Annotated in this window: 26 protein-coding genes and 1 pseudogene; 7 read left to right on the forward strand and 20 right to left on the reverse strand. The window is 52.1% G+C overall.

Features of this window, described 5'->3' with window-relative positions:
- Positions 1-292: 292 nt before the first annotated feature.
- Positions 293-490 (forward strand): hypothetical protein, encoded by a 198-nt coding sequence (locus QZ329_RS01290; RefSeq protein WP_295747503.1) that lies wholly within the window; start codon positions 293-295, stop codon positions 488-490.
- 142 nt (positions 491-632) lie between these two features.
- Here the strand turns inward: QZ329_RS01290 and QZ329_RS01295 are convergent.
- The 18 genes and pseudogenes from QZ329_RS01295 to QZ329_RS01380 all read right to left on the reverse strand — a co-directional run.
- Positions 633-794, reverse strand: a pseudogene (locus QZ329_RS01295) (sigma factor); the annotation flags it as partial.
- The gene (locus tag QZ329_RS01300; RefSeq protein WP_295747505.1) at positions 740-2,407 is read right to left on the reverse strand and encodes a recombinase family protein; all 1,668 of its coding nucleotides are present in this window, start codon (positions 2,405-2,407) and stop codon (positions 740-742) included. The gene QZ329_RS01300 and the pseudogene QZ329_RS01295, both read right to left, overlap by 55 nt.
- Before the next feature lie 609 nt (positions 2,408-3,016).
- Entirely contained in the window at positions 3,017-3,478 is a 462-nt protein-coding gene (locus tag QZ329_RS01305; protein WP_295747506.1) for a hypothetical protein, read from the reverse strand.
- An 11-nt stretch (positions 3,479-3,489) separates the two neighbouring features.
- Positions 3,490-4,017 (reverse strand): hypothetical protein, encoded by a 528-nt coding sequence (locus tag QZ329_RS01310; protein WP_295735162.1) that lies wholly within the window; start codon positions 4,015-4,017, stop codon positions 3,490-3,492.
- Positions 4,018-4,075: 58 nt separating this feature from the next.
- Positions 4,076-5,902, reverse strand: coding sequence for a recombinase family protein (locus QZ329_RS01315; RefSeq protein WP_295747508.1), 1,827 nt, complete (start codon positions 5,900-5,902; stop codon positions 4,076-4,078).
- A gap of 38 nt (positions 5,903-5,940) precedes the next feature.
- Complete coding sequence (locus QZ329_RS01320; RefSeq protein ID WP_295747510.1) at positions 5,941-6,258, reverse strand: helix-turn-helix transcriptional regulator; 318 nt, start codon at positions 6,256-6,258, stop codon at positions 5,941-5,943.
- Between the two features lie 180 nt (positions 6,259-6,438).
- Positions 6,439-8,376, reverse strand: a complete 1,938-nt coding sequence (locus tag QZ329_RS01325; protein WP_295747512.1) for a thioredoxin domain-containing protein — start codon at positions 8,374-8,376, stop codon at positions 6,439-6,441.
- A gap of 21 nt (positions 8,377-8,397) precedes the next feature.
- Positions 8,398-9,261 (reverse strand): 4Fe-4S binding protein, encoded by an 864-nt coding sequence (locus tag QZ329_RS01330; RefSeq protein ID WP_295747514.1) that lies wholly within the window; start codon positions 9,259-9,261, stop codon positions 8,398-8,400.
- A gap of 3 nt (positions 9,262-9,264) precedes the next feature.
- On the reverse strand, positions 9,265-9,417 hold the full coding sequence (locus QZ329_RS01335; protein WP_295747515.1) for a CD1871A family CXXC motif-containing protein: 153 nt from the start codon (positions 9,415-9,417) through the stop codon (positions 9,265-9,267).
- The gene (locus QZ329_RS01340; protein ID WP_290209748.1) at positions 9,395-10,003 is read right to left on the reverse strand and encodes a TlpA disulfide reductase family protein; all 609 of its coding nucleotides are present in this window, start codon (positions 10,001-10,003) and stop codon (positions 9,395-9,397) included. Before QZ329_RS01340 ends, QZ329_RS01335 begins: the two co-directional genes overlap by 23 nt.
- A gap of 16 nt (positions 10,004-10,019) precedes the next feature.
- A complete protein-coding gene (locus QZ329_RS01345; RefSeq protein ID WP_290209747.1) occupies positions 10,020-10,838 on the reverse strand; it encodes a hypothetical protein in 819 nt (272 codons plus the stop codon).
- Positions 10,835-11,374: a hypothetical protein gene (locus QZ329_RS01350; RefSeq protein ID WP_290209745.1), complete on the reverse strand. Its 540-nt coding sequence runs from the start codon at positions 11,372-11,374 to the stop codon at positions 10,835-10,837. The genes QZ329_RS01345 and QZ329_RS01350 overlap by 4 nt, the downstream gene beginning before the upstream one ends.
- A gap of 119 nt (positions 11,375-11,493) precedes the next feature.
- Positions 11,494-13,107: a recombinase family protein gene (locus QZ329_RS01355; RefSeq protein WP_290209742.1), complete on the reverse strand. Its 1,614-nt coding sequence runs from the start codon at positions 13,105-13,107 to the stop codon at positions 11,494-11,496.
- The gene (locus QZ329_RS01360; protein ID WP_295747518.1) at positions 13,104-13,709 is read right to left on the reverse strand and encodes a KilA-N domain-containing protein; all 606 of its coding nucleotides are present in this window, start codon (positions 13,707-13,709) and stop codon (positions 13,104-13,106) included. Before QZ329_RS01360 ends, QZ329_RS01355 begins: the two co-directional genes overlap by 4 nt.
- Positions 13,710-14,007: 298 nt before the next feature.
- Positions 14,008-14,361 carry a hypothetical protein gene (locus QZ329_RS01365; protein WP_290209738.1) on the reverse strand — a complete coding sequence of 118 codons (354 nt, stop codon included), beginning with the start codon at positions 14,359-14,361 and terminating at the stop codon, positions 14,008-14,010.
- Entirely contained in the window at positions 14,339-17,389 is a 3,051-nt protein-coding gene (locus QZ329_RS01370) for a metallophosphoesterase (protein WP_290209736.1), read from the reverse strand. The genes QZ329_RS01365 and QZ329_RS01370 overlap by 23 nt, the downstream gene beginning before the upstream one ends.
- A 76-nt stretch (positions 17,390-17,465) precedes the next feature.
- Positions 17,466-18,302 carry a hypothetical protein gene (locus QZ329_RS01375; protein WP_290209733.1) on the reverse strand — a complete coding sequence of 279 codons (837 nt, stop codon included), beginning with the start codon at positions 18,300-18,302 and terminating at the stop codon, positions 17,466-17,468.
- A gap of 191 nt (positions 18,303-18,493) precedes the next feature.
- Positions 18,494-18,697, reverse strand: a complete 204-nt coding sequence (locus tag QZ329_RS01380) for a sporulation sigma factor SigK (protein ID WP_365351203.1) — start codon at positions 18,695-18,697, stop codon at positions 18,494-18,496.
- A 205-nt stretch (positions 18,698-18,902) separates the two neighbouring features.
- On the opposite strand from QZ329_RS01380, the gene QZ329_RS01385 reads away from it, so the two are divergent.
- From QZ329_RS01385 to QZ329_RS01395, 3 genes are all read left to right on the forward strand, one after another.
- Positions 18,903-19,196, forward strand: coding sequence for a GIY-YIG nuclease family protein (locus tag QZ329_RS01385; protein WP_295747521.1), 294 nt, complete (start codon positions 18,903-18,905; stop codon positions 19,194-19,196).
- Positions 19,197-19,697: 501 nt separating this feature from the next.
- The gene (locus QZ329_RS01390) at positions 19,698-20,168 is read left to right on the forward strand and encodes a metallophosphoesterase (protein ID WP_295747523.1); all 471 of its coding nucleotides are present in this window, start codon (positions 19,698-19,700) and stop codon (positions 20,166-20,168) included.
- A 116-nt stretch (positions 20,169-20,284) separates the two neighbouring features.
- On the forward strand, positions 20,285-20,923 hold the full coding sequence (locus QZ329_RS01395) for a CatB-related O-acetyltransferase (protein WP_295747525.1): 639 nt from the start codon (positions 20,285-20,287) through the stop codon (positions 20,921-20,923).
- 101 nt (positions 20,924-21,024) lie between these two features.
- On the opposite strand, the gene QZ329_RS01400 is transcribed toward QZ329_RS01395, so the two are convergent.
- Both QZ329_RS01400 and QZ329_RS01405 read right to left on the reverse strand, forming a co-directional pair.
- A complete protein-coding gene (locus QZ329_RS01400; protein WP_295747527.1) occupies positions 21,025-21,474 on the reverse strand; it encodes a hypothetical protein in 450 nt (149 codons plus the stop codon).
- Complete coding sequence (locus tag QZ329_RS01405) at positions 21,471-21,677, reverse strand: helix-turn-helix transcriptional regulator (protein WP_295747529.1); 207 nt, start codon at positions 21,675-21,677, stop codon at positions 21,471-21,473. The genes QZ329_RS01400 and QZ329_RS01405 overlap by 4 nt, the downstream gene beginning before the upstream one ends.
- Positions 21,678-22,016: 339 nt before the next feature.
- Here QZ329_RS01405 and QZ329_RS01410 point away from each other — a divergent pair, with 339 nt between their 5' ends.
- The 3 genes from QZ329_RS01410 (at position 22,017) to QZ329_RS01420 (ending at position 23,985) form a co-directional block, all read left to right on the forward strand.
- Complete coding sequence (locus tag QZ329_RS01410; RefSeq protein ID WP_295747531.1) at positions 22,017-22,316, forward strand: hypothetical protein; 300 nt, start codon at positions 22,017-22,019, stop codon at positions 22,314-22,316.
- 158 nt (positions 22,317-22,474) lie between these two features.
- On the forward strand, positions 22,475-23,155 hold the full coding sequence (locus QZ329_RS01415; protein ID WP_295747533.1) for a DUF2461 domain-containing protein: 681 nt from the start codon (positions 22,475-22,477) through the stop codon (positions 23,153-23,155).
- A 242-nt stretch (positions 23,156-23,397) separates the two neighbouring features.
- On the forward strand, positions 23,398-23,985 hold the full coding sequence (locus QZ329_RS01420; RefSeq protein WP_295747535.1) for a hydrolase: 588 nt from the start codon (positions 23,398-23,400) through the stop codon (positions 23,983-23,985).
- Positions 23,986-24,002: the final 17 nt, after the last annotated feature.

Below are 24,002 nucleotides of genomic sequence, written 5' to 3' on the forward strand. Positions count from 1 at the left end.
TCACCTATTGCAATTTCCAAATAAAAGAACCAACCTATCACTTTTTTCTGTGACAGGCTGGCTTTATGGGCCGATTCACCAATTTAAGTAATATTTCGTCAGAGTTCGCTGTGATTCACTTTCGCTGATTTAAGATGGTGCAGCTACAGCAAGGCCGCGGGGGACCCGGCACTTGGAGCGAAAGCGCGGAGGAACCCTCCGCGCCGGATTCGCGGATTCGGAAAGCGCACGCATACAAAAGAGCCGCCGGCGCATATGCTTTTATGTGAATCGCTGGAAGGGAGGCGGAAGGATGAAAGGCGGCGGTCCTGTTGAGATGGTTGTCCATTATCCCGAAACCGAGGAGGCGCAGCGGGAGCTTGCCAAATGCGCCGCCACCGTTCATGCGCAGACGGTTGTGGAAAAGCTCAGCGCACTCTCCTGCCCTGTGGAGCAGAGGGCTGCGTTGATGGACGCGGTTATAGCAAAGCGCAGAAGCTGCACAGGATAAGGCTGGGGGTTGGACCCCAGCCTTTTTGTTTCTTCGGTTTGCCTTAAGCTCTCCCGTGTGCATTTGCACCCTCGGTTTTCCTTCCGCCTCTTTGGCGTTTCAAACGGCAGGAATGGGAATCCGCCGCGCGGCGCCGCTAAGAGAGGATAGCATTTTCAATGCACCGGGCGGCATAGGTGGCCAGCCGGGCCCCCTTGGCGGGGTTGAAGCTGGAGATGCCCTTGATGAGGCCGATGGTTCCGATGGAAATCAGGTCCTCCTGATCGGCGCTCTGGGTGTAGTATTTTTTGGACGGGTGAAGCAAAGGGAAGGATTTACCCGATTGAAAGCGGCCTCCCACGGGCCGCCGAATTTCAGATGGATGTCCAGGCAGACACGCTCTTTGGTGCTGTTCCTCTTGACCACGATTTTGTCCAGAATTGTGGTGACCAGAGTGGAGCTGATTCCGTCCTGGAAGGTCAGCGCCCGCTCCAGGGCGGCGCGGATTTCCTCCAGCTGCACCGCCGTCCGCCGCCCTTTTTCTGCCTCCGCCCTGAGGACTTCCATTTGTTCCTCCAGGGCTTGTGCCTGCTGGTTGAAGCCATCGTTGCGCTGTTTAAACTCCGCCACGGAGATGACGCCCTCGACGCTCAGCTCCAGCAGGCGGTCTTTCTTTGCCCGGAGGGCGGACAGGTCCTCCTCCAGGCGGTGGATGTCCTGGGCGTAGTCATGCTCGTCGGGGACTGCCTGGAGCACGGTCACCACCGCGCCTATGACGGCCTGTTTGTTTTGCGTCAGTTGGTTGAAGATATTGGCCATGATTTGGTCTAACTCCGCCGTCCTGAGCTGGGGCGCGGAACAGGCCGCCCGCCCTTTATCTCGGTAGACACGACACTGCCAGGCCTCCTTTTCATCCTTGGCGCTTTTCAGCAGTTGACGGTGGAAGCTGGTGCCGTGTTCCTCACAGATGATCTTGCCGCTGTAAGGATATCGGTTGTGGAATTCCGCCCCGCTTTGATGGGACATCATCTGTTTACTGCGTCGCTTGTAGAGGGCGTTGGCCCTGTCCCATAGCTCCTCGGAGACGATCGCCGGGATAGACGGATCTGGATACATGACCCATTCGCTCTCGTCCATGAAAATTTTCCGCTTACTGCGGTAGTCCACTGTCTGGCTTTTGTTGGCACAGTACCAGCCCTTATATTTTGGATTGCAGAGAATATGCCGGATGGTGAGCACGTTGAAAGCGTTGCCCTTGCGGCTGGTAAAGCCCTCGTCGTACAGCACCTGAGAAATGCGGCGGATGCCCATTTGCTGATTGGCGTAGAGGTCGAAAATCCGCCGTACTACCTGGGCCTCCCCCGCATTGATGGTCAGCACACAGTCCTTTTTGTCATACCCCCACAGCTTGTCATTGCCCAGCACGTGGCCGTTTTTGATGGCTTGCCGGAAACCGAACTTCAGCCGCTCGGACAGCTTGCGCACCTCGTCCTGAGCCACCCCGGCCATGACCACCAGCCGGAACTCGCTGTCGGAGTCCAGGGTGTTGATGTTGTCGTTTTGGAACAGTACCCCCACGTCGTGTTCCAGCAGCTCCTGAGTGTACTGGATGCTGTCCAGCGTAGAACGGGAAAAGCGGGAGATCTCCTTCGTGATGATGAAGTCAAACCGCCCTGCTTTGGCGTCCGCTATCATCCGTAAGAAGCTGTCCCGCTTTTTGGTGCTGGTGCCGGAAATACCCTCGTCCACATAGCCCTGAACATAGGTCCAATTCCGTTTTTCCTGAATGAATTGTGTGTAATACTGTACCTGGTTTTCCAAACTGTTGAGCTGTTCATCCTTGTCTGTGGAAACTCTGGCGTAGAAGGTTACCCGCAGGGGCAGGTCGAAGATGGTTTTCCCGTTCCGCATTTCATTTCGTATCCTAAGTACATTCATGAATCTCCGCCTCCTTTGTCAAGCACACAGGATACTGGAAAAGCTCCGGGAAGTCTATCACAGAATGTACCAAATCCACGGCCCTGGAATAGGTGAAATCCGATATCAGGCCAAGGGCGCGGATATGATCCAGCAGGACCTTGACCAGCTCTTTTTGCGCGCTTTCCAAATTGCATCACCTCGGTTCATGGATATGCTGCGGGAACAAAAAAATGCCGGACGGATTTACTCCGTCCGGCAATATAGCGTGTTCTCAAAATGATTCCTTACCAATCACCTCTGCCTCTGCCAAAGAAAACCGTACTGAGCGCTGATCCTGCATCAGTACGCCGGGAACACGGTAAGAGTATTCCGGATTCCAACCGTGGAGATTAGCTAGAATCCCGCACAGCTTACAGCTGGATACTTCAAACGAGCGCTTGCCGTTATACACATTCGGCGGGGCCCTGTGGGACTTGAGGTCTCTGGTTTCATACGCGCGCATCAGCAGCGACTGCCCATCCGAGGAAATCAAAAAGCATATCCGCTTTGGCTGGCCGATGAGCCGAAGCGTTTCTGTAAAAATGTGAATCCGTCCAACCCTTAAGTAAAAGGAAATGTGAATGTCATTCATTTCTCCGATGTTCTCTCTTTGCCTTTCCACTGCTCCGGAGAGCTGAAATCGAAAAGGAGCATGACCTTGTTGTCTACTGTCACAACGCGCCCCACCGCCCTGCAAACACAGCCGGTATCCCAGTTCCACATTTCGTAAAGCTTCGAAGAAAATCTGACGCATTCCATGCGCCGGGGGGCGTAATCTTTGATGTTTTTTCTCCAGGGAATGCCGTCCTTGTCTTTCATGGTTACCGGAACAAGCAAGACGCTCTTTTTCTGAGGATGAATTTCAATCCTCACCCGTTCACAGTTGTTCAGGGCCGTCAAAGCTACCTTATTAAAGGTGATCCCGCCGCTCCAAATCGTGCATGTCGGGGAATAGTAGCCGGATCTGCGTGTAAAGAGGTCTCCGCTGACTACCTGAAAACCGTCCATGGAAATTTCCTCAATCTCACTGCTGAAAGGAATCGCCGCCATTTGTAGCCCTCCTATACTCTGTCAGTTGTAATATAACCGTCCGCAAGATCAATTTTGTACTGCTCCTCGTGAGATTCCACCGGCGTTCCGAAATAGTCCCTCCATTCTCCCGGAAGGTAGGACCGCCGCTTTCTCCCGCCCATAAACAGCTCGAAATCCGTCAGCTTAAACAGAAACAGCATTTCCTCCTGATAGACGGCGGGCCTGCCCATCATTTTGTAGCGGTATTCCGAGTCCCATTTCATCAAGTCAAAGACCTTCCCCGCGAAAATCCTGCACAGCATATCCCGGTTGGAGAGCTCCTTTTCTCCTCCGCCCTTCGCCCACCGCAGAGAGTCCGGCGCGTCGGGAAGGCAGGGGCGAATAATCAGACGCCGCTGCTCCGGGTGAATCAGAATCTGAATGTGCGTCACGCCCGGGAACCTCCGCAGGCAGGCCATGTTGAACTTGATTCGGGTTGGCCAGATGGTAATCGCCGGTTCATACGTGTGTGAGAAAAGCTCCGCCCTGGTGACCTGATATCCCGCTAAATCCGCCACGGCTTCCGGTTCCTCATCATCGAGCGGCCTTGCATTCAAAAAAATATCATCCAATTGACTATGATCCAACATGACCGGCGGCCGCCTCTCTTGTAAGTGTTTCCATCATGATTTGGAGTTCTTCTTCCGTTGGCGCTCTGTACTGCGCCATGCCGGGAGCCGGGATACTGGGCCTGCGGGTCTGCCAGGCCGCGCTCCCCGCCATGTAGAAAATCTCGTTTTCCACGATGTGTTCGTAAAACTCCTCGCCAAAACGATCCTCCCATTGTTCCTGAAACAGTTCCACGCGCTTCTTTTTTAAAGTGTTTTCATCTGCCGGGGTCAGCAGCACAGATACGGCTTGTTCCAGGTTGAACATGATGATTTGGCCGTCGTTACACCGCACCCAGGTTCCTCTGACTCTGTAGATAAAATCCGGATTCCACTCCATAATGCGAAAGAGCGCGGCGCAAAAGTGCCGGCAGCACAGCGCCTTCGCGTACAGCGGCTTGGCGGCGTCAGAACGCCATTTGATACTGTGCGTCGCGTTTTCCTCACAGGGCCTGATGGCGATTTTACGTTCAGAAGGATGAAGAAGCAATTGAATATGACCGATGTCCGCGAATCTTCTCACGCAAAAAAGATTGAACGTAATCCTGTCCCTGGAGATTGTGATTGCTGGACCTTCATACCGGGTCTGTAGAAACTGGCTTCTGACAACCTGATATCCCTCCAGATTAAACGCGGAGAATGTGTTTCTTTGAATTTTGGCTTTTCGGTCCGGCCCTTTCACGCTGTTGGATGTATCGTAGTAAAGCCCGGGATCATCATTGACCCAGTGATGGTTAATGGGAACAAACCCGCGAAAAACTCCGCCGTCTATCACTTGAAGAACGGGCAGACCGCCCCGCATGTGGTGCTTTCGATTTTGGAGAAGCGTCTGCGCCATCTCGAACGTCTCCCTTGGAATAATGGCTTTATGCTGTCCCATGTAGTGGTATTGATCCAGGTCCTGCCGGTTCTTCCTGCGCTTATGCTCAAACAAATCTGATGTAAAGGTTTTCCAGGTCAAGACATCGCCGCAGTACCGCTCATTTGTGAGGATATAGCCGATAGAGCCGCTGTTCCAATCGGTATTTCCGGTTTTTGTCCGGCAGCCGATATCCGTCAGGAAATCCGCGATATGCGACTGGGACCATCCATGGAGATATGCGTCGAAAATGAAGCGGACCACCTTAGCCTCTTCTTCGTTGACGACAAGCGGAGCGTATTTGATATAGCCGCCGGCGGCATCCCTCTGCCTGTCATAGCCCAGCAAAGGAGGAGTCAGCAGCTTGCGGTCCTGAAACCGCTGGGCCAGCGACCAGACCATGGCCTCCCGTTTTTTAATGGATTCCTCCTGGGCAATCGAGGCGAGAAAGGTCAGCATCAATTCCGAATCCTTCCCCAGAGTGTTCAGATGATCTGTCTCAAAAAACACGCCCACCGGAGGAGAGAGATTTTTGAGCTTCCGAATCAGGGAGATACAGTCCACCAGGTTCCTCGCAAAACGGGAGACGCTTTTTGTCACGATCAGGTCGTATTCGCCGTTCTCGCAGGCGGCGATCATGGCGTTGAATTCCGTACGGTTTTTCAGGGACGTGCCGGAGATGCCCTCGTCCGCGTAGACGCGCTTTAAATCCCAGTTGGGCCGCTCCTTTGCCAGCTGCCGGTAATGGGCCTGCTGGAGTTCAAAGGAGGAAAGCTGTTCCTCGCTGTCTGTTGAGACACGGCAGTAGGCACACACTCTGAAGATTTGAGCCGGGTCGTCAAAATGGACTTTCGGTTTGGCGGGGATGAACACTTTGCCGTCGTTGCCCTCGCTTTGATGCGGCTTTCCTTGCGCTTCTCTGTCGTTGAGGGGCATAAAAGTACCTCCATTTTCAAATTCTCTGGCTATTGATTTTAATGCGCCTGCAATTGACGAATTCTTCGGTTTTTCTCTGACAGCTCGGAAGCCATGTTGTAAAGCAGGGCCGTATCCTCTCCGGTGAGATCAAATGTGTCGAAGGTAAGTGCGCTTGTCCTCCCCAAAAGATAGTCCGTGCTTACACCGAACACGTCGGCGATTCGGGAAAGCGTATCCAGCGGAGGCTGGCGTACGTTGCTCTCATATGAGGAAATTGTGCTTCTGTCTACTCCCAACAGACGGGCCAGCTGTTCCTGTGAAAGGTGCATGGATTGCCGGAGCCTTTTGAGCCGTTCGGAAAGACAATATATCACAATTTACACCACCCTGCTGAATAAGAGAGATTATATCAGCAAAATAGCGACGTTTGGTCGCATTCCTGCGACACTTTGTAACTTCTTGCAATTTCCAAATGGCATTACACCGGTTTGCGGATATGCTTGGAGAACAAAAACTGCCGGGCGGATTTCCTCCGTCCGGCAGTTGCTGAGAGATTATAGAACAGGCCGTTCGTTGACCGGCGGCCGGCAGCTGTGCCCCCGGCAGACATAGAAGGTGGTCTTTCCGTTTTTCAGCGGGTACTCCGCCCCAGGTTCCCGGAGAACCACAGCCGCCTCCGCCGGGAGTTCCAGGGGCAGACGGGCTGCCTCCGATTCTTCCGACAGCACCACGGTCACCTTGGGCGGCGGATCGCGGTCATCCAGAAGCGCCAGCAGGAACATGGCGTATCCGACGGGGTACTGTTTCGCGTCCGCCGCCAGAAAGTCCAGCTGCCGCTCCGCCAGGGGTCCATAGGTTTCCTCGGGAACCAGCTGGCTCAGCCGCACCAGATTCCAGGCCATCAGGGAGTTCCCGCTGGGCATTGCCCCGTCGTAGGTCTCCTTGGGCCGGAGGATTAGGGCTTCGTGCCCCTGGCCGTAGAGATAGAAGCCACCATGTTCCCGGTCCTGGAATTGCTCACAGGCATCCCGGCAAAGCTCCTCCGCCCGCTCCAGATACGCGCTGTCCAGGGTGGCCCCGTACAGTGCCAGCTGGGCGAAGATACAGGCGGCGTAGTCGTCCAGAAACCCCTTTTCACCCCGCCGCCCGACCCGGAAGCTGACGTGGAGCGACTTACCGTCCCAGAGATGCTCCCAGAGGAAGCGGTCTGCCTGTTTCGCGGCCTCCAGGTATTTCTGTTCCCCGCCGGCCTGATGCAGCCGGCACAGCGCCGCGATCATCAGACTGTTCCAGGCGGTCAGAATTTTGTCGTCCAGGCGGAGAGCACAGCGGCTTTTGCGGTATTGATATACCGTCTCCAGCAGGCCGTCAAAGGAGCGGTCCTCCAGGTCGCTTTGAAGCAGATTGGGGATGCTCTTCCCCTCAAAGTTCCCGGCGTCCGTGATATCAAAGTACCGGCTAAACGCCCCGCCCTGCTCCGGGCCGAGAAGGCGGACCAGCTCCTCCGGCGTAAAGAGGTAATACTTTCCCTCCTCGCCGTCGCTGTCGGCGTCCTGGGCACTGTAGAAGCCGCCCTCGGCTGTGGTCATCTCCCGGAGGACAAACTCCGCCGTCCGGTTTGCCGCCAGCAGGTACAGCTCCTTTTGGACCGTTTCATACGCTTCACAGTAAGCCAGAATCAGCAGGGCGTTGTCGTACAGCATCTTCTCAAAGTGGGGGGCCAAAAACCGCTCGTCGGTGGAGTAGCGGCAAAAGCCCCCGCCGATATGGTCGAACAGTCCGCCCCGGACCATCTGCGTCAGCGTCCGCTCCGCCATCTCCAGGCACTCCGGGTCTCCCCGCCTCCGGTAATACGCCAGGAGAAATAGAAGATTGTGGGGGGAGGGAAACTTGGGCGCACCGCCGAAGCCGCCGTTTTCCCGGTCGAACAGCCGCTTATAGAGCTGGACGGCGTCTTCCAGCAGCTCCGGTTCCGCCCTGTCTTCCGCTGTGTTTGCGCGGCTGAGCAGATCCATGATTTGCTCAGTCGGGCCCAGCAGCGCGGAACGGTCCTGTTCCCACTTCTCGTGAATGACCGTCAGCAGTTCCTGGAAGCTTACCAGATTGCCCCGGCGGCGTTTGGGGAAGTAGGTCCCGGCAAAAAAAGGCCGCTTCTCCAGCGTCAGGAAGATGCTGGCAGGCCACCCGCCGTTTCCGGTGAACGCCTGACAGACCGCCATATAGACGCTGTCCAGGTCGGGCCGCTCCTCCCGGTCCACTTTAATCGAGATAAACCAGCGGTTCAGCAGTGCCGCGGTCTCGGGGTCCTCGAAGCTCTCATGGGCCATGACGTGGCACCAGTGGCAGGTGCTATAGCCGATACTGAGGAAGACGGGCTTGTCCTCCTCACGGGCCCGGAGGAACGCCTCCTCACACCAGGGATACCAGTCCACCGGATTCTCCGCGTGCTGGAGGAGGTAGGGGCTGGTTTCGTATTGCAAATGGTTGGACACAGGTTCACATCCTTTTTGCCCTTAGGATGACTGTGATTCCGTGGAATTATACCCGGGACGGCCTGTGAAATGCAGGCATCCCCGCGGACAGGCGTCCGCGCACTTCCCGCAGCGGACGCATTCCAGGGAGCGGGAAATCTCGAGTAGGGAAAGGTCCACCGGGCAGGCCCTCTCACAGGCTCCGCAGGAGACACAATTTTCTTGGTCCCAGTGAATCTGCACAAGACTGAAGCGGTTGAACCAGCCGTAAATGGCCCCCAGGGGGCACAGGTACTGGCAGAAGGGGCGGAACACCTTCACGGAAAGCAGGACGATCATCAGCAGGATGCCCAGCTTCCAGAGGAACAGCCCGCCGGCCTGGCTTCTCAGGGCTTCATTGGCGCCCAGCAGGGGAAGCGCCCCCAGCAGGGTCCCGGAGGGGCAAAGATACTTGCAGAAGGCCGGGACCTTGGCAAAGCTTCCGAACAAGAACATGGAACCAACGCACACCAGCAGAACCAGCACCGCATACTTTCCGTATTTCAGGACGCGGTGGCCGGGCAGGCGCTTCCTTTTTTTGAAGAGGGGAATCTTATGGAGAAGGTCCTGCACCAGCCCGAAGGGGCACAGCCAGCCGCAGACGAAGCGCCCCAGCACGCTTCCGAACACAAAGAAAACCCCCAGGGCGGCGAAGGGGACCTGAAAGCCCCGCTGGTTCAGCAGGGCCTGTAAGGCCCCGATGGGGCACGAGGCCACGGCCCCGGGGCAGGAATAGCAGTTCAGCCCCGGAACGCAGGCGTATTTCAGGCCACCCTGGTAGATTTTCCCGTTCAGGAAGCCGTACAGGTATCCGTTGGTCACGATGGTGAACAGCAGCTGTACGGTCAGTCGTAATTTATTCCTCATTGCTCACCCAATCCCGATGCACTCCAGGCAGATCATCACCGCCTTTTGCCAGATCACGGCAAACTGCCCCTGAATAATTCCGATGACCAGAAAGACCGCCCCAGCTAGAACGCCCCATATCCAGGCGCACCGGCTACTGTTCTTCCAGAAGTTCATGAATGAGCTCCTCCCAATCCGATTTTTCCGCGGAGCCGACCACGCCGCCCAGGTACACCCCATCCTGGTTGAAAAAGAAGGTGGTGGGGACGGCGCTCACACTGGACAAAAGCGCCTGGTCGATGGAGTCATTGGCCAGCAGGTGGGTGTAATCCGCCCCGGTCTCCTGGACCAGGCTCTCCACAAGCGTCTGGTCGTCTCCCTCCCGCACATCGTTGACGATGCCGATGATCTGGAACTCCGACCCGTCGTGCTCCGCCGCCAGCTCGCCCAGCCCCGGCATCTCGTTCAGGCAGGGATTGCAGTAGGTGGCCCAGACATTGACCATGGTGAGCCTGGACTGGGGAAAGATCTCCTGAGAAACCGGATTCCCCTTCAGGTCCGTCCCCTCAAAGGTGATGTAGATGGGCTCGCTTTCCCCCTCTGGGGATGAATCCTCCGGGGCGGGAGTTTCCTGAGACTCGTCAGTCGGTTCTGTTTCCGGCGCGGTCCCGGCCGGCAGCTTACCGCTATCCCCGCCGCAGCCACAGAGCAGGACCAGCGACAGGAGCAGAAGCCCGAAAAGTATCTTGTGCCGTTTGTTCATGTCCGTTCCTCCATTTTTACAGCTTTTTTTGTCTTGTGAGAATACACGCTTCAACCCGGTCCGCTATGATACCTTGGTCCCGCTGAGGATAATAGTCCAGGGCCGGCCGCAGGACCTCCTGGACCTGATCTGCTGTCATCTTCGGTATCACCAGTTGTGGTCCGTACAGGCTGCGGGCTGTGTTCATCTGCCGGGTGAAGGTGGTGTTGAAGGGCCTGGCCCGCAAAGCGAAGATTAGAGCTGGCGGCGCGATGTCCATGGGGGAGAGTTGCGTGTTGGAGAGGAGTCCCGCTCCGTTATCGAAGATTGGGCAATAATCGTATTGGCCGTCCCGCTCAAGGACCGCGATGTTGTTCAAGTGGCGGTCATCGTTGCAAAACAGGGCGTCGATCTCAAAGAGCAGGGTCAGGTATTGGGGGAAGAGCTTCAGGCCCGTGATATCCGCCGTCGCCTCCGCCAGATAAGCGATGCGCTTTTTGTCGCTGGGAAGCCGCGTCAGCTTTTCCCGCAAAGGGTTGCCCAGGTGGCTGGACAGCAGACGGTTGACTGTGATGAGGGCCTGTCCGGGTCGTAAAAAGTTCTCGCTGGAACAGCCTGTGCGCTCCCGCCCATGGACTTGCAGGCGTTCCATGCGATAGCGAACAAATGTGAAGGGTGTGCCGGTTTCAATATTACTCTGCTCCAGGAATAAAGAGACGGTGGCTTCCGCTAACGCCTCATATCCAAACTGGTCCAGCTTGTACCAGCGGTCTGGCGCTCGGTCGTACCACTTTTCCTGATTCCCTTTCGAGGAGGTTTCCGCGATTTTTTCATCCGTCACCAGCCGAATCGTCATTTCAGAACCTCCATGGACAACCACTGTTGGTCCTCTGCCATATGTCCGCCTGTCTTCTCAATAATGGCTAAGGGGTCGTAAGTGTCTAATCCCAGCGCCTCTAAATACTCCCGCAGTCCGGCCCGCTGCCGGGGGATACAGCGCTCTGCGAGAAAGCGCTGGAAGTCCTCCCAAGAGGGAACCGGGTTATTTCCAAATGCAGTCTTTATGGTAGGGACCGCCTGATTTTCCACCATTACGGTTTGTTCGGTGAAGTCCGCGTAGATTGTGGAACAGAGCTGATCTCCATCATAAAGACGGAACGCGCGAACCGCATGGCCTTGTGCCCGCTGACGCTTTGCGAATTCGGAGCCGTTTAGACGTTGAGAGAGGATGATCCTTCTTCCATCGAAGGCCAGATCCAGTTCCCGGTGTTCTTCTGTGATGCCTAACCTTTCCACCCATGTGGTGGGCAAGGTGACCTTGTACGTTTTCGCGCCTTTGCCGGCTGTTCCGCCGGCGGAGCTGATGTTGACCTTTGCCTTGCGTCGTTCCATGCTTTCACCTCGGTTATATTATAGTTTATTCGGTACGAATATTCAAGAGCTAAAATAGTATTATCAAAGGGTGGAACAAAATGCTGGCCAGGGAATCCTGACCAGCATTTCGCTTATCATTACGATTCGATTACCTGCTCCACTTCAGCGCCGCCCTTGAATGTGATCAATAAGCGCTTCGCGTCCAAAACCTTCACGGTATCTAAGACTTGCCGGATAATCGTCTCGTTATACTCCGTCAGTTGGAATGGCAGGTGGTATGTATTTTTCCGGCGTTCCTCCTCATACTGCCGCATATCAAATGCGTCAATATATTCATCGTACTCCGCACGCTGCTTTACCAGTTCCCGGAATTGAGCTTCATGAGTTTCCCAATCTTTTTGCTCAGCGCATTGCATCAGCAATTCCACAAATGAATAGTCGATTCTTCTTTGTAATTCCAAAAGATTCGCATATAGTTCGGGCCAACTCTTTGCGGGCGGAATAGAGTCGGCATAGGACGATTCAAGTAAAGTCCTGTTGAATGGGGCGAGCAGATATTCCGGACGATAGAGCTGGTGGTTGATTGCGGCTATCAGGGCTTGCTGCAAAGGCGCTTCGTCTAATGTTGGAGAGTGCTTGCAAAATTTCTTGCCATGGTCAAGCCGGTTGCAGCAGCGCCAGACGGTACGAATCTTACCGCTATTGCGCATGTGCCACACACAGCGGCGGTAGGGTGTACCGCATTCTCCACAAATGAGAATTCCTCTCAAGGCGTGCTTGCTGGAATATGTTTTGGGCCGTTCAGAAGAGGAACTTTCAATCGCGCCGACAGCCTCGCCGCGGCGTTCCAACTCCCTTTGCACCAAATCGAACATTTCATGAGATATGATAGCAGGATGGCAGTGCTTTACCAAATATTTGGGGAGCTCACCAACATTCTTACACCTCTTTTTGGATATAGGGTCTGTCGTATAAGTTTTTTGCAGAATTGCGTCTCCTGTATATTTTTCATTCCGCAGAATGCTGTCAATGGTGGATATATTCCACTTTTCTTTTCCCGCTTTAGTAAGGTTCTTTCGGCTCTCCAGCAGTGTTTTGATGTCGCGCAGACTGTATCCGCTCAAATAAGTAGCATATATCTCCCGAACGATTTCCGCCTCTTCCGGTATGATTTCCGGCTCACCGTCTTCACCTTTTTGATATCCAAGCCAGTTTTTATAGCTGTATCTCACATTTCCTTCTTTAAACGACGCCCGAACGCCCCATTTTACCCGGCTGCTGATGGCTTCGCTCTCGGCTTGGGAGGTTGCTCCCATCAACGTCAAGATCAGTTCATTCATCATCTGGGAGGTGTCAATTCCCTCTGTTTCGAAAATAATGGGAATATTCAACCGTTGAAGAAGGCGGACGTAATACAGGCAATCCAACGTATTTCTCATAAAGCGAGAAATGGACTTTGTAAGAATCAAATCGATTTTGCCTTGCTTACACTTGCGAATCATGCGCTGAAATCCATTGCGCTTTTCGACCGAAGTGCCTGTGATGCCTTTGTCCGCAAAAATGCCTGCTAAGATCCAATCCGAATTAGAAAGGATTTTATTTGTATAGTACTCCTTCTGTGCCTCGTAGCTATTTTGCTGTGCCTCCAAACTGGTTGAGACCCGGCAATAGGCAGCGACCCGCAGCTTTCTATGTCCGTTTTGCTTTTCCACCGGATCTTTAGCGGGCAGTTCGATTACTTCTCGTTTCATGACAGAGCGCCCTCCCTGCTGGTGGAGGACTGCATATAATTTTGAATCAGTGCATACTGGTATTCCGGAAACAGCCACGCTTTAAAATGGCAAAATATTTCTGGATGAGCATAGGTGCCTCCGGTTTTGCCGGCTTTCGATTGGATTCCGACAGCGCCAGTGGCTTCGACCCATTTCTTTGCAGTAAAGGTGGTGGGAGATATGCGTAAATCTTCCATTAAATCATGATACCCAGTGTCATTGAAATGGGGGTTGTTCTGCAACTCCCATGTACGCAAAAATTCGATTGTCCGAGTTTCCCGCAGCCAACATTGAATGAGATAGCCTGATGAGGAACTGTCTTTCTCTTTGGCAAGTGAGGTCAGTGAAAGATACGGGCTATCTTGTGAACGTGTAGCCGGGGCTGGTATTTCCGAAATTTCTTTGATGATAGGGCGAGGGACTCCAAGGGAAGCGTCAATGTGGTAACGGTCATACAGTATTTGATCATATCGCGAAAAGGCATCATCGGTGATGATGCCTTTTTTCAGAAGGGATTTCAATATGACTTCTTTGGAAAAAATATATGAAACATGATTGCTCGTTGTTTTGCTGACATCCACATGTAGCTCCCCCTTTATGGTTTTCATGGAAGCTATTATAAAGGGAGTTTTGCTGGAGGTCAACTCAAATTCTGATATATTGTGGAATTAAAAAGAATTTGGAAATTTAATTTATAGTAATACGTGGAATTACCGAGGATTGCTGCTGTGATATGTGCACATAAATTGAAGCACAATTTAGTGGATTCGCATATATTTTGGTAAAAAGCAAATAATTCCACATATATGATAAGTTTTGGGGTTCAAGGTGTCTTATAGGATAGTCGAAGTTTGATAAAACGATATAACATCAATTTTGTCATTCTACTTTTTTATGGACTAAAAATAAGTCTGGAAAATCTCTGTTATTCGCTTGGCATTTTTTTGTGTCCCGTTCTATGCAATATTGGCCAATTTTTTTTGAATGAGACATGAAGCTATAAAGATTTGTCTTGTTCGGCACTTCTCCTGTAACCCAATATATCATTTTAGATAAGTTTTCTATTGAACCGGCATACTCTGAAATATTAGCCATCAATAAATAAGTTAAAAGTAACTTTTGTATACTCATAGCATCACCCAATATAAACAATTTTGCTGTTCCTACAATTATAGAATGTAGGAACAGCAAAATTGCATGAAAACGTGCATTAATTTTCTTTTTTCTTTTCAAGATAACGTCGGTAAACTGTAGCTGAATGACTTTTCTCCATTGAGAACGTTGATTCAAGGCGCCTGATCTGTTGGGTGGAAAGGGACCCTTTTACTAATATTTGTCGCACAATGCATGCGAGAGCAAGTTTTGCGGCTGGAGATTTGGACTCTTCCATAAGGAATTTACTCTGAGTACAGAAATCTTCGATTCTTTTACTCTGGCTAAAAACAAGTAGTCTTTCTATTTGATGTGTTTCATACTGGAAATCGACAATTGTCTCGGCTGTCCCTGTTAAATAATCATAGGTATTTTCACGATAAGCATTATTAATCGAGCCATTATATAATTCTAAGAGAAGGGATATTGAATTCAACTGCAAATATCGTTTGGCATCTGTCTCAGTCTGAATTTTTCTTGTAAAATCATTTGTTTCTATACTTAAAATCATAGCAACAAGGGATTCGCTACATTTTTCGATTTCCTGAGCCCATGCATAAAAAATCTTATTAGGTAGTTGATAAATAGTTTTTATGATTGCCTCTTTTTGATTCTTTTTTAATCGATGCTCAAAGTTTGGCAAGCATCTAGAAATCAGCATCAACAAAGATATTGCACGGACTAATTGGTTTTCCAATTTTGTAATTTCTTCCTCGTTATAGTCATAAATACTAACAACATCTATATGGGCTTTATCAACCTCGGAATGATCAGTTTCATCATCAACCTGCTGATTCCATGTCATATCTTCTTTGGTAAGCATGATGGCATTTTTGGGAGGCGCTTGTACATCAAGATGTTTAAAGCCAGGCATCCCAAAGATAAACTCATCCCATTCATCAGATGTTTTTTTCGCTGCCTCAAGAATTAGGTCAATTAGCGTCGTATCGTTCGTTAAATAAGTTACAAACATTAAAATCGTTGCATTCAAGCCAAAGCAAGCATATTGTAAGCATTGTTCAACTGCATCAATATTTTTGCTCGCACAAATTTCGCTTGCAATAAAATATGCTAAGTAGTTATTATTTGTAAATTTATACTGCCCATCCTCACCATATTCAGATAGTATTCTGGCGTGAACAACTGTTGCAATAAAGTTTACTGAGTTGACCTTAGTCCCGTATTCTTCACAATAAGAATTAATGATATCTATTATTTTTTTATCAGATACTGGATATTCTTTATGAGCATGAATGTAATATGCGATTTTACCCAGTACCAACATGGTTTTGTCAACTGTGAGTGGGGCTGTCACGTGAGGACTAAGAGCGTTGGTTAAGGACGATTCAAAGACCTTACTAAAAATATTACCATCATTTTGAGCGGACTCCATTTGGTAGTTTGCGTAATGTTCAAGAAATTGTAAAATGATTTCCGGTGTTAGAGGAATATATCGTCTTTGCAAATCAAGTATGTGACAAATTCTTTCAACTAGAGCCGTCGTTTCTTTGGAGGTATAAGTTGGATATTTAAGAGGTATAATTTTTTCAACTAATTGCTTCCGCTTTTTGCGATATAGCGGAAGAAGCCGAAAGCATGAATACGAGTCTTTAGCTATTGCAGCTTCTATCCTTTCTTGAATGTCAAGTTTAAGTAGATTATTCGTTGTATAAACTATATAGCCGAATTCCTCCTCAATTCCTTCAAGAAATCGACTGATATGTTTGGGACTAATTAAATGGATATCATCTATTAAAATGATTCTGTTTTCCTTTTTTGCTCTGGTAAACTTGTCATAATCACTTTTTTCTTCACCATATATGTATTCAAATAAGCTTTTTATAATATTTCTTCGGTTACCGGATACTATATTATCGACTTTGCAAAATATTACATACTTACTGGGCAAAAAATGCAAAAATATCATTTTAAGTAATGCGCTTTTTCCAGAAGAGTCACTGCCACTGATTTCAATACGCTTATATTGCTCTAGTTTTTGATAAAAATCCTCAAATTCAAATATATCTCTGATATCATTATCTTCGACGGTTGCATCGCGTAGAAGGCCAGGAAATGTATAGTAATCAGCTAAGTTATCTGAAATGTGAATATGCTGATCTTCGACAAGACTTGCAATATGGGCATCAATACGCCTTTTGGGAATTTCTACCGAGTGTTTGTGAGCTAAATTGCCGTGATCCTCTAGTTTCTCGATATAAATATGTGACTCCTTGTCCCACTTATAACTAAATTGTGAGAAATATAATATATCTGTATCATAAATACAACTAAAGAATTCACTATTGCTCCAATCACCGCAATTGCATAAACTTCCGCCACAAAAGACATGAGCAGGACTCACTCCATTATATGTAATTTCTTGTGTTATCGGAGTGTGTTCATGCCCACAGAAGACAAAAGTATTCTTTTCTAAAAGCGCGCGCTCAAGGTCGCGCTTACACGAGTCATGAAACCATTGGTGAGAGTGGTGCAATAATGTAATTGCCATCATGGCACCTGAAGGCGATTCTAGCTTTTTAATAACATCAGAAGGCAAATAATGTAACCCTTGATCATTTTCGTGCATTAAAGAAAAGAAGGTCGTATTTAAAAGATTAATCTCCAATGAGAATCCATCAAGAGCAATCGCATATCTGGCAAACAGTTGGGCAGCAGGGGTTAAAGAGTTTACTTTATGAGAGAAGCGAATAAATTCCAAGCGGGACACTACTTCCCTGTCTGTATCTAAAAGCGTATAATTATTTTGATTTTTTAAAAAAGTTTCATAATACTGTCTGTCATCAGGGTTTGAAAAATAATCATAATCGATATCGTGATTTCCTGGAACAATATACATATGAAGAGTAGCATCATGAGGCAGATTTTCTGCTAATGCGGAAAGAAGTAACTCTTTAAAGGAATGAAATGCATCATATTCATTTTTCTTGCCAGCATTTGCAATATCTCCAGTTACTAATACAAGAACGTGGTTTATGGAGCCGATATTTTGAGAAGAAAGTGTCTGTGCTATCCCCGCTATTGCGTCCTCGTTTATATCATCATTTTTACTTAAATGTAAATCACTTAAATGCATAAACAATAGCTTCATAGGGATGTTCTCCTTATCTATATCTAAATTAGATTTCTACGTAATTCGTTGGTTCTAGTGAGCAGAGTGGAGAGATTCAATTTAAACGCATTAATAAATACGCCCATCCTATCTTCACGATAAACTGAGGGGTAATTTCCCAACAATAGTCATCCTCAAGCTGGTGGAAAATGAGTTTTATGAGTTCACGATAATCTTCACACCTCTCTTTTGACGAAAAAATTCGATTCCTTTTTAGTGCTTGGAGGACAGTCTCTATATCTCTCGCCTCTTGGATTTTGGGGTGTACGAAAATATGTGCAAGTATGATGGATGTGTTTACCGTCTGTTCAGGATTGCTAACACAAACTCCTGGGTCCAATTCACGAACCACTTTACGCATTTGAGCAAATGACAACGGACGCGTAATGGGTCTTACTTTGTACGAAATATAATCTGCGATAAATTCGCGCCATATCGCATATCCGAAATCCATACACTGTTCTTTCGGACTTTTTGTAATTGCACTGCTTAAGTATTTGGCAGTAAAATTATCTCTGCCAAGCTCACGGCTAATACAAAAGATGTGGCTCATTTCATGAAAAATAATTTGATACCAGTCAGCATCTTCTGGTTCCATATCTAAACAAATCAATATGCCATAGATTTCATCATCCGCATTGGTAAAAGATTGAGCTACAAAAATCGAGTTTCTGTCATAATTTTCTGACAAATAAAGAGGGAAAAACCGTTTGCAAAAGTCTTCATAAACTTCGGCGCGGTTTTCAAAATTGCAATAAGCAATTTTGAGACAGTCATTTTTGGAGAAATCGAAACCAAGCGCCTCATCAAAAAACGGCTTACAAAACTCAATGACAGACTCAATAAACTCCCGCTTGGATTGGCTGGTAGCGTCAAACTCTAATTGCGGCATAAATGCCCTCCCCCACTTAATTCGACATAGGAGTACCAAAGTTGTTTATTTGTAATTATATTCTGCATTATACTACACTTTGATTGTTGATACAACAGATTTATACAATTATGTTCCAATAGATATTAATTGTTTTCCCTTGCCGCCGGAACACGGCCTGTCCACCGCCGCACAAAATCTTTCCCTTTGCTTCATCCGTTGTTAATAATATGCGCCACCAGCCGGAGGTTCCGTTCAATCAGGACCTGCCGGGCTTCCGGGTCGCCGTTGGCGTATTTTTCCAGCCACTCCCGCTCCTCGGCGGCGGAGAGGGGTTTGGGAAACGAGCCGCCTCCGGAGAGGCGCAGGGAAAACAGCAGCGTGTTGGCGAACAGCAGCAGGGCGGCAGACAGCATAAGACCCTCCACGCCGGGGCCTTGAACTGGATTCAGCGCCCCGGCCGCCGCTTTTGCGGCCAGCGGCGGACCGAATTTTTTGAGGCGGCGGAAAGGCCCTGCCTCTGCCTCATCTCTATGAAGGGCGGGGAAGTCCCTATGCGGATTTTGACTTCACCGGAAGACCGTGCTATACTTACATTTCAAATACGAGAGGGGGCGGGCCATGGCCTGGACAGTTTATATTCTCCGCTGCGGAGACGGCAGTCTGTATACAGGCTGCACGAACAACCTGCCCCGCCGGCTGGAGGCGCACCAAAGCGGCAAAGGGGCCAAGTATACCCGAAGCCGACTGCCGGTGGCGCTGGCCTATCGGGAGGAGGCTGCGGACCGCTCTGCGGCCCTCCGGAGGGAGGCTGCGGTCAAGCGTCTGGACCGCGGAAAAAAGCTGGCCCTGATTGCGGAGAAGGCGGCTGACTTTCAAGATGGACAGACTGCCGGGGGAGCCGGAGCGGTCTAGGGCCTGTCTTATGTGAACAGGCCCTGGGACAGACGAACCCGCCCCGGAGCTGCCTGACTCCGGGGCGGGTTCTATTCTAAAGAGGTGTCTTTGGAGAGCGTTCTCCTGGCGGAGCTGCCGCCGTACAGGTCAGGTAGTTAGAAATAACTAACCTCCTTACAGTTTGCAGTTTAACATGACTAACCCTGGCTGTCAAGAGGAAATGTTTCTTTTTTCAAAAATTTTCTGGGAGCGCGATGCGGAGGCTCCGGCGGAGACGCCGGCAGCGCCTCCTGGAGGAGAGACCTGGAGTGCGCGGGGGGGAGGAAAAATCCTTTGAGAGCAAGTTTGGCGCATTTTGAAAAAAGTATAAATTTGGCCGCTTCGCCATTGAAAAGCGGGGCGAGTTGGCCTATACTGATTTTCGTAAAACAGACGGAAAAGTCCGCAGGCTGCCATGCGGCGATGGCGAGACAAATATTTTTCCTCCGGCGCTGCGGGAGGGGGAGGGAGCGTGCTTTAATGAAGATTTTGGTCCTGTCCGATTCCCATGGAAACATCTCCAATATGCTCCAGGCGGCGGAGCGGGAGTCGCCCCGGCTGATTCTGCACCTGGGGGACTGCTGGCGGGACGGTGAGCGTCTCCATGACCGTCTGCCGGAGCTGTCCTTGGAGCAGGTCCCCGGCAACTGTGATTTCCGCGGCTCCCAGCCCACGGAGAGGCTTTTGTTCCTGGGGGACATGCGGATTCTGATGTGCCACGGGCACACCTACGGCGTCAAACAGTCCCTGATGCGGGCGGGGCTGGCGGCGGAGGAGAAAAACCTGGACCTGTTCCTCTTCGGCCACACCCACAAGCCCCTGGTGGACAGGCGGGGAAAGACGCTGTTTTTGAACCCCGGCAGCATCGGGGATTATTCCCGGCCCACCTACGGCGTCGTGACGCTGGAGAACGGAAGACTGGACGCGCGGACGGCGCTGCTTCGGGAGTAAAGGGCAGAGCCTTTGCGGAACAAAACGAGGAAAAAGAGGTGGTAGGCAGGTGAAGCGCTGCATTGCCGGGACCGGAATCGTCCAAAATAACGCCAAATAAAAAAGGAGAAGACCCTATGACGATTCCGGATTCCACCAAGCTGTACCCCCGAACCGGCGACCGCCGGACCATCTACCTGAAAAACGCGGTGGACAATCCCAACATCACGGTGGGTGCGTTTACCATTTACAACGACTTTGTCCGCGACCCCAGGGATTTTCAGAAGAACAATGTGCTCTATCACTACCCTGTCAATGGCGACCGCCTGACCATCGGCCGCTTCTGCTCCATCGCCTGCGGCGCGAAATTCCTGATGACCAGCGCCAACCATGCCATGAAGTCCCTCTCCACCTACGTTTTCCCCATCTTTTACGAGGAGTGGGGACACGGCATGCCCGTCACCGAGGCTTGGGACCGCCGGGGGGACATCGTGATTGGAAACGATGTCTGGATTGGCTACGAGGCGGTGATCCTCTCCGGCGTCACCATTGGTCACGGGGCGGTCATTGCCGCCCGGTCCGTCGTGACGCGGGACGTGCCGCCCTACGCCATCGTGGGAGGCGTCCCGGCCCGGCTCATCCGGCGGCGGTTTGAGCCGGAGACCATCGACGCGCTTTTGGAATTGCGGTGGTGGGACTGGCCGCCGGAGAAGCTGGCGAACCATCTCCGGGCCATTCAGGACGGAGACCTGGAGACCCTCCGGAAGAACGCCTGAACCCGGTTCCGGATGCGCCCTGAACGCAAGAGGCCCCGCCGTGAAGCATCACGGCGGGGCCCTCCGCCTGCCAGGGGAATGCCGCCATCGGTTCCGGAGGTCTAATACCGATTCTCCAGAATCTGGTAGAAAAATACGCCGGCGAAGTACTGCGCCAGCAAAAACGCCGCCAGGAAAAGCGTAATCAGCCTGGACGCTCCATCCTCCACCGCGCCCAGCTTGCCCAGAACGGAAAAGGTCAGGATGGAGACCGCCGTCAGGACCATGACCAGAAGGTAGGCATACCGCCCGGCTTTGTTCCGCAGCATCTCCTTCCGCTCATCCCGAAGGTTGATCCGCTCCTCCTCCAGCTTTTTCTGATAGGCGGCGGCGGCCCCAGGCCGGGTGTATTTGAGGTATTGGAGAATCTGCACTGCGCCCGGGCCGGCGAGGGCGCCGGCAAAGCCGCAGAGAAGGCTGTCCAGCGGCGTGTCCCAGAGGAGGGCGGCGGCCAGACAGGCGAGGCCCGCAGCAGTCATACCCAAGCCGGTCCAAAGATGGCTCTTTTTCATAATGTATAGCTCCTTTCGTGAATAAAAATCTCCTCAATGGGGAGTCCGAAAAAGTCGGAAATCGTAAAGGCCAGCTCCAGCGACGGGCTGTAGCGCCCCGTCTCGATGGAGCTCACCGTCTGCCGGGAGACCCGGATGGCTCTGGCGAAGTCCTCCTGTTTCAGGCCCCGGCTTTTCCGCAGTTCCTCCACGCGGTCTTTCATGGCTTCCTCCTTTCCAAGAAGCATCCCCTTATAAGCAGAGCGGCCGCTCCTTGCCTTGTAAAGGTTGCTTTACATATAAGCTATCACAAAACCGCTCGTTTGTCAAGGTTCTTTTACATAAAGCGGGTAATGTCCGAAATTTGACTGCGCAGGGGCGGGCCGGTGGGACTGCTCTGACCGCCGGGTGCGCCGGGGCGGACACCCCGCTCCGGCCCTGGGGCCCATCCCGGTTTTGACGCACGGGGACACGCCTATAAAAACCCGGCCTTGCATTTTATCCCGACTCGTAGTATATTGAAAACCGCCTCCCGGCCGGGCCGGGAGAAGGGAGGAGACCGCATGGAAAACGCCTTTGATTTTCTGACTCTGGATTTCTTTACCCGGGCGGAGGTGTTCCCCGGCAGTCTGGGGACCTTCCGTTACCGCTTCCAGCGCACCGGCTGGGTGGGCGGCGGCAGCCTTCAGGTCTGGGTCTATGAGAATGTCAGCTTTGAGCTGGCGAAGGATGTGGAGACGGAGACTTTTCCCTGGACGGAGGAGGGGACCGCCGCGCTGCGGGCCTGGCTTTCCCAAAAGCTGGCGGAGCGGGGGACGGAGCCCTACCGGATTCCCTATCCGCCAAAGGAGCCGGCGGAATAAGCGGGAAAAGCGGCGGTCCTCTCCTTGGGAGAGGGCCGCCGTATGGCATCAGGATTTCCGTTCCCCGTGTGCCGAAGCCCCCCGCGCCGCCCTTGCCAGGAGGTCGCTTTTGTGGTATACTGCCCTCGGCTTTCCATTGAGAAAAAAGGAGGCAGTTCATGTTTACCGGTTTTACCGACGAGACGGTGGACTTCATGTGGGGCATCCGCTTCAACAATGAGCGGACTTGGTTCGAGGCCCACAAAGACGTCTATCTGAACCATTTCTACCGCCCCATGCAGGCCCTGGGGGCGGAAATTTACGCCTTTATCCGGGACGAGCGCCCGGATTACGACCTGGTCAACAAGGTCACCCGCATCTACCGGGACGCCCGCCGCCTCCATGGCCGGGGACCCTATAAGGAGAGTCTGTGGTTCTCCGTGGAGGAACCCTCGGAGCAGTGGACGGCCAAGCCCACCTTCTGGTTCGAGCTGATGCCGGAGAGCTGGAGCTACGGCATGGGGTATTATCTCCCCAAGGCCCTGACCATGGCGAAGCTCCGGGCCCGGCTGGACCGGGACCCGAAACCCATGGAGGCCCTGACACGGACTTTGGAGGGGCAGGAGGAGTTCCGGCTGGAGACGGAGCGCTACAAGCGCCCCAAGGGCCCCGCTCCCTCGCCGCTGCTGGAGCCCTGGTATCAGGCGAAGTCCTTTACCATCTGCCACGAGGAGAAGCTGACGGAGGACCTGTTCTCCCGGGCGATTGTGGACCGGCTGAAGCGGGGATACGCGTTTTTGCTGCCGTACTACGATTACTTTGTGACGCTGGACGGGGACGCCGATCCCCGGGAGCAGTGAGGCAAAGAGTGCTTGACAATCCCGGGGCCAGCGGGTATACTGTACCCTGAAAAAAAGCGCCGCCGGCAAACGGTTCGCCCTGGTTAGCGGAAATAGTGACCGCCGTGCCGTGGGGCAGGGGCGGTTGCTTCTTTTTCGGACTGGAAGAGTGGAATCGCGAAGATCAGGGGGGCGCATTCCTCCCGGATTCCGGTCCCCGCGCAAGCCCCATTGCAATCTATCAACATAAAGGAGAAATGTCCATGAAAGCCTGTCCTGATCGAGCGGCGGCCCTGGCGCTGCTGCGCAAGTACAATACGGAACCCTTCCATCTTCAGCACGCCTTGACCGTCGAGGCCGTCATGGGCTGGTACGCCCGGGACCTGGGTTATGGCGGGGAGGCGGACTTCTGGTCCGCGGTGGGCCTGCTCCACGACGTGGACTTTGAGAAGTGGCCCGAGGAGCACTGCCGGAAGGCCCCGGAGCTGCTGGCGGAGATCGGCTGTTCCCAGGAGCTGATTCACGCCGTTTGCAGCCACGGGTACGGCATCTGCTCCGACGAGGAGCCCACCCATGAGATGGAGAAGGTTCTCTTCGCGGCGGACGAGCTGACGGGGCTCATCGGCGCGGCGGCCCGGATGCGGCCCAGCAAGTCCTGCGCCGATATGGAGGTGTCCTCCCTCAAGAAGAAGTTCAAGGACAAGAAGTTTGCCGCCGGCTGCTCCCGGGACGTCATCAAGGACGGCGCGGCGCGCCTGGGCTGGGAGCTGGAGACCCTGATGGACAAGACCATCCAGGCCATGCGGGAAAGCGAGACCCGGGTGGCGGAGGAGCTGGCTGCCCTGAGCTGAACCCCTGCGGGAAAAGA

It is taken from the genome of uncultured Oscillibacter sp., assembly GCF_910579365.1.
GTDB lineage: Bacteria > Bacillota > Clostridia > Oscillospirales > Oscillospiraceae > Oscillibacter.

Excerpts from the sequence above, each read along its gene's own strand:
- QZ329_RS01290 (WP_295747503.1), top strand. The coding sequence starts at position 293 with ATGAAAGGCGGCGGTCCTGTTGAGATGGTTGTCCATTATCCCGAAACC.
- QZ329_RS01300 (WP_295747505.1), bottom strand. The coding sequence starts at position 2,407 with ATGAATGTACTTAGGATACGAAATGAAATGCGGAACGGGAAAACCATC.
- QZ329_RS01305 (WP_295747506.1), bottom strand. The coding sequence starts at position 3,478 with ATGGCGGCGATTCCTTTCAGCAGTGAGATTGAGGAAATTTCCATGGAC.
- QZ329_RS01315 (WP_295747508.1), bottom strand. The coding sequence starts at position 5,902 with ATGCCCCTCAACGACAGAGAAGCGCAAGGAAAGCCGCATCAAAGCGAG.
- QZ329_RS01330 (WP_295747514.1), bottom strand. The coding sequence starts at position 9,261 with ATGAGGAATAAATTACGACTGACCGTACAGCTGCTGTTCACCATCGTG.
- QZ329_RS01335 (WP_295747515.1), bottom strand. The coding sequence starts at position 9,417 with ATGAACTTCTGGAAGAACAGTAGCCGGTGCGCCTGGATATGGGGCGTT.
- QZ329_RS01340 (WP_290209748.1), bottom strand. The coding sequence starts at position 10,003 with ATGAACAAACGGCACAAGATACTTTTCGGGCTTCTGCTCCTGTCGCTG.
- QZ329_RS01345 (WP_290209747.1), bottom strand. The coding sequence starts at position 10,838 with ATGACGATTCGGCTGGTGACGGATGAAAAAATCGCGGAAACCTCCTCG.
- QZ329_RS01350 (WP_290209745.1), bottom strand. The coding sequence starts at position 11,374 with ATGGAACGACGCAAGGCAAAGGTCAACATCAGCTCCGCCGGCGGAACA.
- QZ329_RS01355 (WP_290209742.1), bottom strand. The coding sequence starts at position 13,107 with ATGAAACGAGAAGTAATCGAACTGCCCGCTAAAGATCCGGTGGAAAAG.
- QZ329_RS01370 (WP_290209736.1), bottom strand. The coding sequence starts at position 17,389 with ATGAAGCTATTGTTTATGCATTTAAGTGATTTACATTTAAGTAAAAAT.
- QZ329_RS01375 (WP_290209733.1), bottom strand. The coding sequence starts at position 18,302 with ATGCCGCAATTAGAGTTTGACGCTACCAGCCAATCCAAGCGGGAGTTT.
- QZ329_RS01380 (WP_365351203.1), bottom strand. The coding sequence starts at position 18,697 with ATGCTGTCTGCCGCCCTGCTGCTGTTCGCCAACACGCTGCTGTTTTCC.
- QZ329_RS01385 (WP_295747521.1), top strand. The coding sequence starts at position 18,903 with ATGGCCTGGACAGTTTATATTCTCCGCTGCGGAGACGGCAGTCTGTAT.
- QZ329_RS01390 (WP_295747523.1), top strand. The coding sequence starts at position 19,698 with ATGAAGATTTTGGTCCTGTCCGATTCCCATGGAAACATCTCCAATATG.
- QZ329_RS01395 (WP_295747525.1), top strand. The coding sequence starts at position 20,285 with ATGACGATTCCGGATTCCACCAAGCTGTACCCCCGAACCGGCGACCGC.
- QZ329_RS01400 (WP_295747527.1), bottom strand. The coding sequence starts at position 21,474 with ATGAAAAAGAGCCATCTTTGGACCGGCTTGGGTATGACTGCTGCGGGC.
- QZ329_RS01405 (WP_295747529.1), bottom strand. The coding sequence starts at position 21,677 with ATGAAAGACCGCGTGGAGGAACTGCGGAAAAGCCGGGGCCTGAAACAG.
- QZ329_RS01410 (WP_295747531.1), top strand. The coding sequence starts at position 22,017 with ATGGAAAACGCCTTTGATTTTCTGACTCTGGATTTCTTTACCCGGGCG.
- QZ329_RS01415 (WP_295747533.1), top strand. The coding sequence starts at position 22,475 with ATGTTTACCGGTTTTACCGACGAGACGGTGGACTTCATGTGGGGCATC.
- QZ329_RS01420 (WP_295747535.1), top strand. The coding sequence starts at position 23,398 with ATGAAAGCCTGTCCTGATCGAGCGGCGGCCCTGGCGCTGCTGCGCAAG.